Raw genomic sequence first — 14,434 nt, 5'->3', positions numbered from 1 at the left:
CCTATTTCAACCTTCAAGCCGAAAAGAGCAGATATTATATCTGCTCTTTTTCATCATCAAAGAAAAAGTCATCGTCTTTGATCGGCTCAACGGTCGCCTTTTTGTACCCATTCCCCTTCATGGAGAAGAAGTCATGTGATTTTGTTTTTGTATTTAATCCGTTTAAAACGATCGGATTAATGTCTTCCTCTTCAAAGTACGGATCAAATCCAAGGTTCATCAGCGCTTTATTCGCATTATAGCGGATGAACTTCTTGACATCGTGCGAGAGTCCGACTTGATCGTATAAGTCCTCGGTATACTCAAGCTCATTCTCATAAAGCTCATTCAAAAGGTCAATGGCAAATTCGCGAAGCTCTGCTTTTGTCTCTTCTGTCTGCTTATTGTAGATTTCTTGAGCGAGAAGTCCGACATAAACACCGTGAATCGCTTCATCACGAAGGATCAGGTTGATAATTTCACCGCTTTGCATCAGTTTTCCTTGTCCGTAGAAATATAACGGATAATAGAAACCGCTATAGAATAGGAAGCTTTCTAAATACACAGATGCAACCATTGCTTTGAACAGTGAAATCTCGTCATCTTTTTTAATCGCTTTGTAGAGTCCGACGATGATTTGCGCTTTTTTCTGCAAAAATTTGTTTTGTTTGACCCATTCGAATACTTCATTAATCGTTTCAGTCGGTGCCAGTGTCATGAAAATATTAGAGTACGATTTTGCGTGAACGGCGTTCTCCATCATCGCCATAAAATTCAGCACGGCTTTCCGCTGGTGGCCGTCTACGTGCTCAGCCACGATCGGCATTCCTGTATTCCCCTGCTCTGTATCAAGAAGAGTCAATCCGGCCAGTACCTTCATATACGTGTCTTGCTCGTTTTTCCCGAGGTACTTCCAAGTGAGGAGATCGCCGTTTAAAGCAATCTCTTCCGGAAGCCAGAACTGTTTCACATTTTGGTTATAAAACATTTGGGTAAAGTCGTCTTCATGCTTTGACCAGTTTGCTGCGTCATAAATTTTCGTCACTATAAACTCTCCTTTAATCAAACAACACAAGAAAGGCAGCTGTCTTGCCCAGTATCTTTCGTTCTTGCATAGTAAATGGTTTTAATTCCTCTGTGATGTGCATACAAATCAATCCGGTTTAAATCACGAGTCGTCATTGTATCTTTTAGGAACAATGTAAAGCTGATTCCCTGATCAACGTGCTGCTGGATTGTCGCGATCATATCTACGACTTTGAACATATCCATATCATAGGCTTCTTTGTAGAAGAACCAGTTATTAGATGCAAGCCCAGGCATTGGGTAGTACGTTTTTGAGTTGCCGTATGTTCTTTCTTCAATCCGTTCCATAATCGGCATGACAGATGCCGTGCTTGACTGAACGTATGAAATCGAGCCTGTCGGCGCAATGCATAATCTGTAGCTGTGATACATGCCGTGTTCAGCCACAAATGCTTTTAATTGTTTCCAGTCCTCTGTCGTCGGGATATGCATACCTTCAAACAGATTTGCGATTTTTTCGTATTTCGGCGAGAAATCAGTTGAAACGTATTTATCGAAGTATTCACCAGTTGCATAGGTTGATCCTTCATATTGATCAAACGTCTCGCCCTTCTCTTTTGCGATCTCTGCAGAACGCTGGATAGAGTAGAAGTTCACCATCATAAAGAATGTGTTCGCAAAGTCGCGCGCTTCTGGACTTTCATACGCGATGCCGTTTTGCGCAAGGTATCCGTGAAGGTTCATAGCGCCGAGACCGATTGATTTCATCGCTTTGTTTGCCCGTCTTACAGCAGGTGCATTACGGATATCAGTCGTTTCAGATACGTGAGTTAAGGAATCAGTCGCAAGCTTAACAGTCTTTTCAATCGATTTGTGCTCCATCACGTTGAGAATGTTAAGCGATCCCAGGTTGCAGGAAATATCCAAACCGATTTCATCTTCTACATCGTAGTCAGTGTAAGAAGAAACCTGAGATGCCTGCAGCACTTCAGAGCAAAGATTAGAAAATTTCACCTTTGAAATATGGTTATTCGCATGTACTTTGTTGACATTATCCTGGAACATGATGTATGGATAGCCTGATTCAGAACGAAGCACCGCCAGTTTTTCGAGCAATTTCCGCGGGTTGATTTTCTCTTTTTTCACCCTAGGGTTGTCGACGAACTTGTCGTACATTTCATTCATGTCCATTTCGTCCATGTGCTGTCCGTACTCTTTATAGATGGTATGCGGATAGAATACATAAGCCGCTTTGTCCTCACGCGCAAGCTCAACGAACTTGTCCGGAATGACTACACCGATAGAAAGTGTTTTGACGCGCACATCCTCGTCGGCAGAAATCTTTTTCGTATCGAGAAAATCATTGATATCGCGGTGGAAAATGTTTAAATACGCCGCACCAGATCCTTGTCTTTGTCCCATTTGGTCAGCATAACGGAACGCGTTATCAAGAAGCTTCATGACGCCTACAACACCTTTTGTGGCATTTTCAACATCTTTGATGGCTTCACCTTTCGCGCGAAGCTTGGACAGGTTAAGAGAAACCCCGCCGCCCAGTTTAGAAAGTTGCATGGAGATATCGATCGCTCTTGAAATATCATTTAATGAATCATTGACTTCGAGCAAGAAGCAGCTCACCAGTTCACCGCGGCGTTTTCTGCCGGCGTTCAAAAATGTCGGTGTACTGGGCTGATATTCCTGATTGATCATTAGGTTCACATATTCTTTTGCTTTCTCAGTGTCCCCGTTTGCGAAGAACAGCGCAACAATTGAGATCCGATCCTCATAACGCTCGAGGATTCTTTTCTTGTCATTCGTTTTCAAAGCATAGTCATTATAGAATTTAAACGCACTCATGAAGGAAGGAAAACGAAACTTCTTAGCGTAAGCTGTCTTAAACACTTCTTTAATGTCTTCAAAAGAATAAAGGCTTAAGAATTCCTCTTCGTAGTATTGATTTTCAATCAAATAATCCAGCTTCTCTTTTAGATCGTGAAAGTAAACTGTGTTTTGATTGATATAGTCTACAAAATAACTATGTACAGCCTCTTTATCCTTATCAAACTGGAATTTTCCATCTTTTTGGATCATGATTTCGTTATTTAACTGGATCCATTTTGGCACTTGATTTTGTGACAACTCTTTCTACCTCCTGAGTAAACAATTCAACGTCTTTAGATGTGCCGCTGAGTTCAAATTTGTGCAAAATCGGCACCTGATATTGTCTTGAAATGGTATCGGCGCTTTTCGCAAAGTTATCGCCCCATACTTTATTGCCGCTCGCAGCGACCCCTAATAAGAGATGGGCGTATTTTTCGAGAAATGATTGTGTTGATGCCGGTACCTGGCCGAAGTTTGTCGTGTAGGTGACCAAAACAAACGGAGTGTCCAGGTGGTCAATTTCGTCCACCTTGCGTATTTGCTGAAAGTCTATTTTATTCACAAAGCGCTGAACATTCCCTGTTTTTGAATCAAATATGATTTGTACCACGTTTTATCACGACCTATCAAAAAATATGAATCTCTCAACCACTAACACTATATATAGTATACTACCCTCTGGTAAAAACACAATATATAGATTCGTTTTAATAAAAAATTCATATTTTCTCTCTGGCACCCTCATCAGGGCCCAAAAAAGAGAGCAGAACGAGAATCATCTCTCATCCTACTCGAAGTGTCGTTTTTAAGCCGATGTATATCATAACATGAAAAAAAACTGCTTAGTAGTCTAGATTTTTTTTTCTTATACTGTCACAGCATTTTTCGCTTTCGACTGTTTCTTCTATTTCTGCATCAGCGCCGATTTCTTCTAAAACTGCCTTCAATGCGCTTATAATTGAGGCTTCTCTGATTAATTCTTTTCCATTAACAATAATACTCGTTCCATATTCATAGCAGGAATCGTCTTCACAGATTTCTTCCCAGTGATTGACAATAATCTTATGCTTCATCATTTCACCCTCTGTATGTTCTGTGTCAGTATTCAGTTTAGCGGCCTGCGTCTGCTTTGTAAAATTCCATGCTTGTGAATTTTATTCAAGCTCATCAGACGGAAACGCTTTTTTAAGCTTTACCTTGTTATCAGCCTCATTATACTCATAAATTTCTATATTGCCGTCATTTACGATTCCAAAATGATTATTTTCGAGCGGAAATGAACTTGGCTGGGGCGTTTCATAAGAATCTCCGCTATCTGTTTCAATCACTGTTTCATCTCTCCCGCACGCACCAAACAATAAGAACACAGCAATCCAGACAAGTGCAATTCTGATTCGTCTCAACTCCGCTTCAGATTCAGAAAACATTCGTTCACTCCTCTTACGTTCAAATTTTTTACATTATATACACTTTCCTCCTTCTTATGTTCTCATTATAAAAAAGACCACGCAAGATAAAAAACAAGAGAGGCTGCTGTGTTAGCCTTTCAGCCCCTCCCTTTCTTACTTCTGTACATAAATGGATACTGAACCTCCGTTTACATGAAACTCTCCCCATCCATCAGAATGAATTGTAACAGGATCGGAGCGGTTCCCAGTAATGTCATACCATGTCTCGCCGGCATTTTGCTTTCCGACGTACATCCTCTTTGACCCGCCAGGACCGTCTGTGATTAATGCAGCCAATCCTGATTGGGCGGCCGATTGATCACCTTCCCTCGTCCAGCCAATCACATCCTCATGGTCAAAATAATCATGCTGGGTCCCGTATGCATAATGTTTACGCGCTTTTAAAATGGGTTCTATTTTATTTTTGAGCGACGGAATTTCCCTTGACGATGAACCCTTTGTTCCATACATATCTCCATAGAAAACCTGCGGGTAACCAGCCTCTCTTGTTAAGATGAAGGCATAAGCGAGGGGCTTAAACCATGTTTGTACAGTCGACTCCAATGATTGCCCCGGCTGTGTATCATGATTTTCCACAAATGTTACCGCTTGCATCGGATGCTTCGATACGACAGTGCCATCCAGCAAATGTCTCATATCATAGCCGCCCCCCTGTGAGGATGCAGCCTGCAAATGATAGTGAAGCGGGACATCAAAAACAGATTGCTTAAAATCAGTTTTATTCAAATAGTTTTCGAGCTCGTTCAGGTTATTTTGCCAATACTCTGCAACTGTAAACATTTCCTTTCCTGTTGATTGTCTGACTGCCTTTACCCAATCACTCAGAAAAGAAAATTTAATATGTTTAACAGCGTCGAGCCGAAAACCGTCGAGTTGAAGCTCGTTTGCATACCAGGTACCCCACCTTTTCGTTTCTGCGACAACATCCGGATGATCATAGTCGACGTCTGCATACATCAAATAATCGTAGTTGCCGTTTTCCCTTGATACTTCCCAATCCCATGCCTTTCCATCCCCTCGAAACTTATAGATGCGGTTCAGCTTTCGGGATTCGTCCCAATCCGCTCCGTCGAAATGGTACCAATGCCACTTAAAATCGCTGTACGTGCTTCCGCGGCCCGGGTAATGAAAGCCTGTCCATGCTTTTATTTGATACTCTCCTGATGTTTCCTGATTTCTATCGTTTGGATTCACTTCGACCGCGGTTACATCTTCCGTTGCATCCGCGCCTGCCTTATGATTCAAAACAACATCACCGTATACTTGGATGTTTTGCGAATGCAGGGAGCTGATCGCTGACTGAAGCTCCGGTTTTGTGCCGTATTTTGTGCGCATCGTCCCTTTTTGCTGAAATTCTCCTAAATCGTACAAATCATATGGGCCATATCCATTGTCAGATTGACTCGTTCCTTTGTATGCAGGCGGAATCCATACAGCAGTGATTCCAATTTCAGATAAATGCCCCGCATCTTCTTGCAAGCGTTTCCAATGTTGTCCGTCATTAGGCAGGTACCATTCAAAGTACTGCATCAGCGTGCCATTTACGCTTGCAGCCCAAGTTTTAGATACCGGCAGCGTGACAAACAGCAATGTTAAGAAAAACACCAGACCCCATGATATGGCACGTTTTCGTTTGTGATTCATTTCCCTCTCCCCTTTCCAGCATGATCACAAATCATTGTACAACAATAGGAGTTTTACACAAATAACCAATTTCCTATATTTTTTGTAATCTCTATAGGAACTTCTGCGACACAAAAAACCTCGGGCTTTCAGCCCGAGGTTTTTCTATTTCGTTTTATCTTTATGGTCTATTCTAATTCAAGCTGGACGTTTTTTTGCGGTGCAAAAGTTGAGATCGCATGTTTATATATAAGCTGCTGCTTACCTTCCGATTCTAGCAATACGGTAAAGTTATCAAAGCCTTTCACCTGGCCGCGCAATTGAAAGCCGTTCAGTAAAAAAACAGTGACATACGTATTTTCTTTGCGGATTTGATTCAAAAACTGATCCTGAATATTAATCGGTTTCATGTTTCGTCCTCCTTGATTCTCTATATCATACAGTTTCGATTAAAGTTGCAGTTTTCCTGCTATATGTGTGAAAATTTCCTTTTTTTTCAGCTCCATATCAACAGGCGGGGTCATATCGAACCAGTCAACCGGCATTTTGTTGCGAAACCACGTCAGCTGGCGTTTCGCATACCGTCTGGAGTTTTGTTTTAATTGCTCGACAGCCTCAGAAAGTGTCACAAATCCGTCAAAATATGCGTACAGCTCCTTGTAGCCGATCGCCTGTATCGATTGACAGTCTCTCAATTTTCGGTCGTAGAGCTGTTTCACTTCCGGAAGAAGTCCGGCTTCCATCATCAGATCGACTCGCTGATTAATCCTGTCGTAAAGCGTGTCTCTGTCCATTGTAAGCCCGATTAATACAGCATTGTACAGCAGCTCCCGCTTTTGCTCTTTTAAATGCTGCGACATCGTTTTACCAGATGTATGTAAAATCTCCAGTGCGCGAATCACTCTTCTTGTATTATTCGGATGAATCGCTTTTGCTGCCTCCGGATCAGCCGCAGCCAGCTTAGCATGAAGGAATTCAGCTCCCTCCTGCGCCGCAGCCTTCTGCATTTCTTCCCGAAACGCCGGATCGTTCGCCTCTTCCGTAAAGGTATAATCGTAAAGGACGGATTGAATGTAAAGCCCTGTACCGCCTACAATCATCGGAAGCTTTCCTTTTTTTGCGATCTCGCTGATTTTATTTCTGACCAAGCCTTGATAATCCGCGGTGGAAAAAGAATCTGCCGGGTCTAGAATGTCAATCAGATGATGCGGCACACCTTCTGTCTCCTGTTCAGAGATTTTAGCTGTCCCGATGTCCATTCCTTTATAAACCTGCATGGAATCTCCGCTGATAATTTCCCCGTTCAAAGCCTTAGCAAGCTGAATGCTTAAATTGGTTTTCCCCACTGCCGTTGGTCCGACTAATATGACAACGGGCTGTTTGTTATTTTTCACTATGTATCACTCTCTTTTACAAATCTCCCCCCATTATAGCACTCATCATATATAACCACCTATCCATTTTGCCCTTTTTTTGCAGCAGTAAACATTTCTTCTACCAGCCAAGAGGCTCATTTCCGACAATTTCCCGTGTCTTGCCTTTCAAATGATGGCGATGCGTTTTTTTGCTGTGATTTCGGGGATCGTACACAACGCCTCCGTAACGGATCTGAATCGGCTCGTTATAAGCGAGATAAGTGTTTTCTTCAATTTTGTGATAATGTGTTCCGTCAGCCCTGGGAATGGCAGGGCCCGAGATCCCGTAATAGCGGTGGAAATGACCATTTTCAAACGAAGTAATCCCAGTGAAGTAGTGTGTATGGCGATCCGTATTCGTTCCGTTTGCCGGCTGAGTAAAACCTTCAATGATATGATAATGCCCCTGTTCACTGGTTGTTTTAGCACGATAAGCATGTACGTGAGGCGGCGCCATGGCCCAGTCAGACTGATACAGGCCCAATCAATTCACTCTCCTTCTTTTTCAGCTGAACGCCCAATCAAATTTGGGTAGGCTGAATACACTGCATCATCTACACTTTATTATTGGAGGAAAGAAAAAATGAACGAAGTGGAATATTTCATTGACGAAAATGATGCAAGAATCTTTGGCAGACCAGGGTTCGGCTACGGGTTTGGACGGCCAGGTTTTGGATTTGGAAGACCTGGGTTTGGCTATGGCTTTGGACGGCCGTTTGGATTTTACGGAGGACCTTTTTTTGGCGGGCTGGTAGGCGGACTTGTAGGAAGTGCTTTATTTAACCCTTATTTTTATGGCGGATATCCTTATCCCCCGTACCCATATTACTACTAAACCCGGCAGACCCCTTATAAAAGGGGTCTTTTTTATCCCCCGAATCTGAGTTGAAATGAATCTCTTGACTCATACATAGGTTTGCACTAATATTTTTCTAGCTGATGATCTTTTCATTACCTAACATTTATCATATTTTGAGTGAGGAGGATTACGATGATGATCGGTTACTTATTCCTCACAATTGCCATATGCTCAGAATCAATCGGAGCGGCCATGCTGAAAGTGTCTGACGGCTTCAAAAAGTGGAAGCCGAGTGCATTGGTCGTGATTGGTTATTCCCTTGCCTTTTATATGCTGTCGCTTACCTTAAACCGCATCCCTCTAAGCCTTTCATATGCGACATGGAGCGGCGTGGGTACGGTGCTGACGGCCGTTATCGGTGCGAAATTTTTCAAGGAAAAACTGAATGTAAAAGGACTTATTGGGATTGCTCTATTAATTTCAGGTGTTGTGCTGCTTAATTGGCAGTAAGGGAGTGTTGTATATGAGAGGATTTCTTTATTTGGCTCTTGCCATATTATCTGAGGTATTTGGGAGCACAATGCTCAAACTCTCCGAAGGCTTTACGCAATTCTGGCCTATTATCGGAGTGGCTGCCGGATTTCTGTCCGCCTTCACGTTTTTAAGCTTTTCTTTAAGAACCATAGACTTATCAAGCGCTTACGCCACTTGGTCCGGTATCGGGACGGCGCTTACAGCTGTAGTCGGTTTTTTGCTTTTTGGCGAAACCATCAGCTTGAAGGGTATATTTGGGCTGACACTCGTTATTGCAGGCGTTGTGCTGTTAAATCAGTCAAAAGCCCCTAATAAAGAAAAAAAGCAGACGGCCTGTCAGTGACCGTCTGCTTTTTTATGATTGCTCCGATATTTTTACAGAAGCTTCTAGCTGCAGTTCGACGTTTCCTTGAATGGCTCGTGAGATCATGCAGGAAGACTCCGCTTTTTCACAAAGCTTGTGGGCTAACGCAACGTCTTCTTCTGAGGCATCGTGTCTGAGGACTACTGCGGGGCGGTGAATGATTTTTTTGTATGTAAAGATCCCTCTTGTCACATCGACTATGCCTTCTGATTCCATCTGCAGATCTTCTTTTTCCAGTCCGCTTCTTTCCATCATAGCAGCAAGCGTAATAATATAACAGGTTGCCGCTGCCCCGAGAAGCATTTCATCCGGGTTGGTCCCCTCCCCCGGTCCGTCCATTTCTTGAGGAATAGAAATAGACGTGATGAGATTCCCGCTTTCGATTGTGCCGACATCATTGCGTTTTCCCGGCCAATTCGCTTTTAAATAAAAATGATGATCTGCCATTTGATTGCCTCCTTCAATGGATTCCATTTCAGTCTACTGATCTTCCTTGATTTTGTCCTCTGATTTGCTTATTAGGAATATTCTTTTTCAAGTACATGTTTTATCGCCCGGACATAAGAGTAGAATTCACTGGTTTTCGTGTATTTCCTATCTTTATAGTAAAAATCATCAAAAAAGGCTTCTCTCTGTTCACGGCTGATTTCCAGCTGGATACTCAGCCCGGTTTCCCCCTGGTTATTAATGTTATCTGCACTTAATCCTGCAAGGCCGCTTTGAGAGGACGCTAATTCAGCGGAAAACCCTCTTTTTTCAAGAGCTCTGACAATCATTTTCGCCCGCTTACGGTCTGTTCCTCCGACAAGTGTATTTTTCTTTTCTCCTTTATATCCGTGAAAAGCGACAACGTACTGGTGCTCCTTGATCTTCTCTTCAGCCAATGGCTCATCAAAGTTGGTGCTTGTAATGTGCAGCGTTTGATTATCATGTGACTTTAAGCCCTCAAACAGGTAAGTCGAGTAGTCATCGTTGAAATAACGCACAAGCTCACTTACTCCGCCTTCAATTCTTCCGCCGTGCGGAGACATGATTAAAACTTTGCTCCCTTTTTTCTCTTGATAAGAAATATCATAATCAGCAGGGTCCTCATTCTCTGCCAGACTGCTGAAATTTGAATATGTATCCGGCTGGTTGGATGGTTCAGGTTCTAATGAGTAATGAACATATCTTATGAATAAGACTATGGCTAAGACTAATATGACATTTAGTAAAAATCTTCTCATGTTAAACTCCTTTCACAAGAATGGCAAGGTTCATTATATGAGGTATAGTCAATAGGTTTTATCTTACCATTGTATACACCATATCATCAGTGAAAAAGTTCCCGGTTTCAAAAAATCAATTGAATGTCACATTTATCAGCGGTTATATTCAAATATCAGTGAAAAAAGATTGAGAGGAAAAACGAAAAAGGTAGGGATAACCTCACTTGGTAATTAAATGTATAGAGGAATAAGGAAGGTTTTACTAAAAACCAGGCTGTCCGGGATGCTGAAGCGGACGGCCTGTTATAGTCCTGCGAACCGGGGTTCTTGCTTCCTTGTTCGCACAAAGTCACAGGAGAGGATAGAGTCTAATAAAAACGTTCTGATCTGATGGTTCGTAAAACAAAAAGCTTTAATTTGTGTTTTGCTTTTCTGCCTGACGATAATCGTTCTTTTTGTTATGGTGCCGTCTTTCTTCATATATATAATGCTGATTGGTATCTGATCTTCCAAAGACCGGCGTAAGAAGATATTCATACGATTATCGCTCCTCCTGTTTGATATATATAAATGATAATACGAACAAACGTTCTTTTTCAATACCTAATGATTAACAGTACACATGATTCTTTCGTATCAGATTCAAAAGATTCATAAAAACAAACTCTTGTCCGCCTCCTCTAAAGGACAAACAAACTTACCAAACATATGATCCACTCATAGAGTATACAGAGAACTTCATAATAGGAGGAAAATCTATGTTTGGCTACTCTATGGTACAAATGGTGAGAGCAAACGCTCATAAGCTTGATTGGCCATTGCGTGAAAGCGTCTTGCAGCTCTACAAGCCCTTCAAGTGGACTCCTTGCTTTTTACATCAGTTTTTTGAAACAAAATTAAAAAACAGAAAAAAAATGTCGGTCATCATTGAATTCGAGGAAGGCTGCCATGAGGCCGGCTTTCAAATGGCGGGACGGGTTTTACAAAAAGAAAAACGCAGCAAGCTAAAAAACCGTTTTAACAAAATCAATTGCTGCAGCGCAGAGGTTACCCCTTCAGCATTGCATTCTCTTCTTTCTGAATGCAGCGATATTCGCAAAGTGTATTTAAACCGCGAAGTCAAAGCGCTTCTTGACACAGCAGCCGAAGCAAGCCATGCAAAGGAAGTCGTCAGAAGCGGGCAAACCTTAACCGGTAAAGGCGTTACAGTCGCAGTAGTCGATACAGGAATCTACCCGCACCCTGACTTAGAGGGAAGAATTATTGGATTTGCCGATATGGTAAACCAAAAAACAGAGCCGTATGATGATAATGGACATGGCACACACTGCGCAGGTGATGTCGCAAGCAGCGGCGCGTCATCTTCCGGCCAATACCGCGGACCTGCACCGGAAGCCAATTTAATCGGAGTAAAAGTGCTGAACAAACAAGGTTCAGGCACGTTAGCGGACATTATTGAAGGCGTCGAATGGTGTATTCAATATAATGAGGACAATCCGGATGAACCAATTGATATTATCAGCATGTCCCTTGGCGGCGATGCGCTGCGTTATGACAATGAACTGGAAGATCCATTAGTCAAAGCAGTTGAAGAAGCTTGGAACGCCGGGATTGTCGTCTGTGTTGCTGCCGGAAATTCAGGCCCTGATCCGCAGACAATTTCAAGCCCTGGTGTAAGCGAAAAAGTCATTACTGTCGGCGCGTTTGACGATAACAATACAGTAAGCAGCGAAGATGATACAGTTGCTTCTTTCTCAAGCCGCGGACCGACTGTATACGGGAAAGAAAAGCCCGATATTTTAGCACCGGGCGTAAACATCATTTCCCTTCGCTCACCGAATTCATATATCGATAAGCTGCAAAAATCAAGCCGTGTAGGGTCTCATTATTTTACAATGTCGGGGACATCAATGGCAACGCCGATCTGTGCGGGAATCGCCGCCTTAATACTCCAGCAAAATCCAGATCTTACGCCGGACGAAGTGAAAGAGCTGCTTAAAAATGGGTCTGATAAATGGACAGGCGAAGACCCGAATATTTACGGTGCCGGAGCAATCAATGCTGAGAAAGCTATTCCTGGTGAATAAGATTTCATGATCTTCGTGAACACTGCTGGTTCGTTAAAGGGTCAGCAGTGTTTTTTAGCATACATAAGCCGGTATATCCCAGCAGAGTGTAAAACATAAAACAATTGGGAATAGTTACAGTATAGATCAAAAGGAGGAATGACTGATGGCACTCAACAACACTGAGCTTTCTGAATGGTTGAGAGAGCGGATCGGCCAGACGCTTGATATTAGAAAAGGCGAACTGACCAATAACCAAGACGAGATTTCAGATTTGGATCAGATTGTTCTTCACCTTCAAAAAGTGGGCATACGCAGCGCAAACCACCCTGACGACTACGTTGCAAATGACGAACTCGTCCTGGAAGGCGAAGGAACAACCTTTACTGAAGCTGGAGACGTACCGCTTCCGCAGAACGCTTATGAAATTCCTTTATTAGGGGATATTCACATTCACCAAGAAAATGGCGGATTGAAGGTACTGACAGATCGTGCGGTATATACTATTGATGTACAAAACAAATGAAGAAACTTTCACCTGGTCGAAAGAATACAGCGCCTTTGAAATTGCCCCAAAGGCGCTTTTTTGCATGGAATCATTTCCTTACCCGCAAGCCGATATTTTCGTCCCAAAACTATTGAACGGCACCTAAAATAGATATATAGTTTTAGACATAACAGGTTGTCGTTTCCAATGGGATTCTGTTATACAGATTGCGCAAAGCTTTCTTTTACATCTGGTCTAAACTGAATAAATGCATCTGTCTTAATCTATTAGGCGAGGAGAATGGAAAATGGAAAATTTGATGTTTCATCCGCATGCTAAAGAGTTTCATGAAAACCCCTTTTCAGTTTTAGGCCGTTTTAGAGAACACGCACCCATTCATCGATTCGAATTACACCGTTTTGGAAGTACATATCCGGCGTGGTTAATCACCCGTTACGATGATTGCATGGCATTTCTTAAAGACAACCGAATTACAAGAGACGTTAAAAATGTAATGAGTAAAGAACAAATTGAAATGCTCAATGTCAGTGAAGACGTTGATTTCGTATCAGATCATATGCTGGCAAAAGACACACCTGACCATACTCGTTTAAGGTCACTGGTTCACCAAGCATTTACCCCCCGCACCATTGAAAATCTACGCATCAGCATCGAACAAATTACTGAACGATTGTTAGATGAAATGGAAAAAGAGAATGAAACAGACTTTATGGCATCCTTTGCCTCTCCGTTACCGTTTATCGTGATTTCTGAAATGATGGGCATACCGAAAGAGGATCGGGCACAGTTTCAAATATGGACCAATGCCATGGTTGATACTTCAGAGGCCAACCGAGAACTGACCAATCAGGCTCTTCGGGAGTTTAAAGACTATGTTGGCAAGTTAATTCATGAAAGAAGAATACAGCCAAAAGACGATTTGATCAGTAAACTTGTGCATGCTGAAGAAGACGGCCAAACGTTAAGTGAAAAAGAACTTTACTCTATGCTGTTCCTTTTGGTGGTAGCAGGACTTGAAACGACGGTTAACTTAATCGGATCTGGCACCCTTGCATTGCTTCAGCACAAGGGAGAATTAGAGAAACTGAAACTGCATCCTGAAATGATAGATACAGCCGTTGAAGAATTGCTGCGCTACACCTCCCCTGTCGTTATGATGGCAAATCGGTGGGCCATTGAAGACTTCTCCTACCAAGGCCATTCTATCAAAAAGGGAGACATGATTTTTATAGGAATCGGTTCTGCCAATCGAGATCCTGAACGATTTGAAAATCCAGAAACATTCGATATAACCAGAACACCTAATCGGCATATCTCTTTCGGCTTTGGGATACACTTCTGTTTAGGAGCGCCACTGGCAAGATTGGAAGGGCAAATTGCGTTTAACGCACTGCTGAAACGATTTCCGCAAATTGAACTTACGGTAACGCCAGAAGAGTTGAAATGGAGAAAAAATGCTTTTTTAAGAGGATTAGAAAGTCTTCCGGTCTCACTTGCAAGGAAAGATTCACTTTCACACCTCAGCTGATTTCTTCCAGCAGATAAAAATCCCCCTTTTAAAG

Annotated in this window: 18 protein-coding genes; 6 read left to right on the top strand and 12 right to left on the bottom strand. The window is 42.4% G+C overall.

What is annotated here, in order from left to right; all coding sequences use genetic code 11:
- Positions 1-34: 34 nt before the first annotated feature.
- From nrdF to NSS75_RS09850, 9 genes are all read right to left on the bottom strand, one after another.
- Positions 35-1,024, bottom strand: coding sequence for a class 1b ribonucleoside-diphosphate reductase subunit beta (gene nrdF / locus NSS75_RS09890; protein ID WP_044155791.1), 990 nt, complete (start codon positions 1,022-1,024; stop codon positions 35-37).
- A 17-nt stretch (positions 1,025-1,041) separates the two neighbouring features.
- Entirely contained in the window at positions 1,042-3,144 is a 2,103-nt protein-coding gene (gene nrdE / locus NSS75_RS09885) for a class 1b ribonucleoside-diphosphate reductase subunit alpha (RefSeq protein WP_024121499.1), read from the bottom strand.
- Positions 3,104-3,496 carry a class Ib ribonucleoside-diphosphate reductase assembly flavoprotein NrdI gene (gene nrdI, locus NSS75_RS09880; RefSeq protein WP_024121498.1) on the bottom strand — a complete coding sequence of 131 codons (393 nt, stop codon included), beginning with the start codon at positions 3,494-3,496 and terminating at the stop codon, positions 3,104-3,106. Before nrdI ends, nrdE begins: the two co-directional genes overlap by 41 nt.
- 232 nt (positions 3,497-3,728) lie before the next feature.
- Complete coding sequence (locus NSS75_RS09875) at positions 3,729-3,959, bottom strand: hypothetical protein (RefSeq protein ID WP_024121497.1); 231 nt, start codon at positions 3,957-3,959, stop codon at positions 3,729-3,731.
- An 81-nt stretch (positions 3,960-4,040) separates the two neighbouring features.
- A complete protein-coding gene (locus NSS75_RS09870) occupies positions 4,041-4,313 on the bottom strand; it encodes a YmzC family protein (RefSeq protein ID WP_024121496.1) in 273 nt (90 codons plus the stop codon).
- 135 nt (positions 4,314-4,448) lie between these two features.
- Positions 4,449-5,999 carry an alpha-amylase gene (amyS, locus tag NSS75_RS09865; protein ID WP_103671442.1) on the bottom strand — a complete coding sequence of 517 codons (1,551 nt, stop codon included), beginning with the start codon at positions 5,997-5,999 and terminating at the stop codon, positions 4,449-4,451.
- 167 nt (positions 6,000-6,166) lie between these two features.
- Positions 6,167-6,388: an RNA chaperone Hfq gene (gene hfq, locus NSS75_RS09860; protein WP_003221097.1), complete on the bottom strand. Its 222-nt coding sequence runs from the start codon at positions 6,386-6,388 to the stop codon at positions 6,167-6,169.
- Between the two features lie 39 nt (positions 6,389-6,427).
- On the bottom strand, positions 6,428-7,372 hold the full coding sequence (miaA, locus tag NSS75_RS09855; protein WP_339237280.1) for a tRNA (adenosine(37)-N6)-dimethylallyltransferase MiaA: 945 nt from the start codon (positions 7,370-7,372) through the stop codon (positions 6,428-6,430).
- A gap of 100 nt (positions 7,373-7,472) precedes the next feature.
- Positions 7,473-7,850 (bottom strand): YmaF family protein, encoded by a 378-nt coding sequence (locus NSS75_RS09850; RefSeq protein ID WP_253295324.1) that lies wholly within the window; start codon positions 7,848-7,850, stop codon positions 7,473-7,475.
- Between the two features lie 126 nt (positions 7,851-7,976).
- Here NSS75_RS09850 and NSS75_RS09845 point away from each other — a divergent pair, with 126 nt between their 5' ends.
- The 3 genes from NSS75_RS09845 (at position 7,977) to NSS75_RS09835 (ending at position 9,069) form a co-directional block, all read left to right on the top strand.
- Entirely contained in the window at positions 7,977-8,228 is a 252-nt protein-coding gene (locus NSS75_RS09845) for a hypothetical protein (RefSeq protein WP_024121492.1), read from the top strand.
- A gap of 156 nt (positions 8,229-8,384) precedes the next feature.
- Positions 8,385-8,702, top strand: a complete 318-nt coding sequence (ebrA, locus tag NSS75_RS09840) for a multidrug efflux SMR transporter subunit EbrA (RefSeq protein ID WP_024121491.1) — start codon at positions 8,385-8,387, stop codon at positions 8,700-8,702.
- 13 nt (positions 8,703-8,715) lie between these two features.
- Positions 8,716-9,069, top strand: a complete 354-nt coding sequence (locus NSS75_RS09835; protein WP_024121490.1) for a multidrug efflux SMR transporter — start codon at positions 8,716-8,718, stop codon at positions 9,067-9,069.
- 12 nt (positions 9,070-9,081) lie between these two features.
- Here the strand turns inward: NSS75_RS09835 and NSS75_RS09830 are convergent, their stop codons facing one another.
- The 3 genes from NSS75_RS09830 to NSS75_RS09820 form a co-directional block, all read right to left on the bottom strand.
- Positions 9,082-9,537: an OsmC family protein gene (locus NSS75_RS09830; protein ID WP_024121489.1), complete on the bottom strand. Its 456-nt coding sequence runs from the start codon at positions 9,535-9,537 to the stop codon at positions 9,082-9,084.
- A 71-nt stretch (positions 9,538-9,608) separates the two neighbouring features.
- Positions 9,609-10,316 (bottom strand): poly-gamma-glutamate hydrolase family protein, encoded by a 708-nt coding sequence (locus NSS75_RS09825; protein ID WP_024121488.1) that lies wholly within the window; start codon positions 10,314-10,316, stop codon positions 9,609-9,611.
- A 285-nt stretch (positions 10,317-10,601) separates the two neighbouring features.
- The gene (locus tag NSS75_RS09820) at positions 10,602-10,835 is read right to left on the bottom strand and encodes a hypothetical protein (RefSeq protein ID WP_024121487.1); all 234 of its coding nucleotides are present in this window, start codon (positions 10,833-10,835) and stop codon (positions 10,602-10,604) included.
- A gap of 221 nt (positions 10,836-11,056) precedes the next feature.
- On the opposite strand from NSS75_RS09820, the gene NSS75_RS09815 reads away from it, so the two are divergent.
- The 3 genes from NSS75_RS09815 to NSS75_RS09805 all read left to right on the top strand — a co-directional run bounded on the left by NSS75_RS09815 (position 11,057) and on the right by NSS75_RS09805 (position 14,400).
- Entirely contained in the window at positions 11,057-12,385 is a 1,329-nt protein-coding gene (locus tag NSS75_RS09815) for a S8 family peptidase (RefSeq protein WP_024121486.1), read from the top strand.
- A 145-nt stretch (positions 12,386-12,530) separates the two neighbouring features.
- Positions 12,531-12,890: a hypothetical protein gene (locus NSS75_RS09810; RefSeq protein ID WP_024121485.1), complete on the top strand. Its 360-nt coding sequence runs from the start codon at positions 12,531-12,533 to the stop codon at positions 12,888-12,890.
- Between the two features lie 268 nt (positions 12,891-13,158).
- Positions 13,159-14,400, top strand: coding sequence for a cytochrome P450 (locus NSS75_RS09805; RefSeq protein WP_198097419.1), 1,242 nt, complete (start codon positions 13,159-13,161; stop codon positions 14,398-14,400).
- Positions 14,401-14,434 lie beyond the last annotated feature (34 nt).

Source organism: Bacillus sp. FSL K6-1012, assembly GCF_037964915.1.
Taxonomy (GTDB): domain Bacteria; phylum Bacillota; class Bacilli; order Bacillales; family Bacillaceae; genus Bacillus; species Bacillus halotolerans.
Note: the sequence above shows the minus strand (reverse complement) of the source record. Positions and strands in the feature narration are given on the sequence as shown.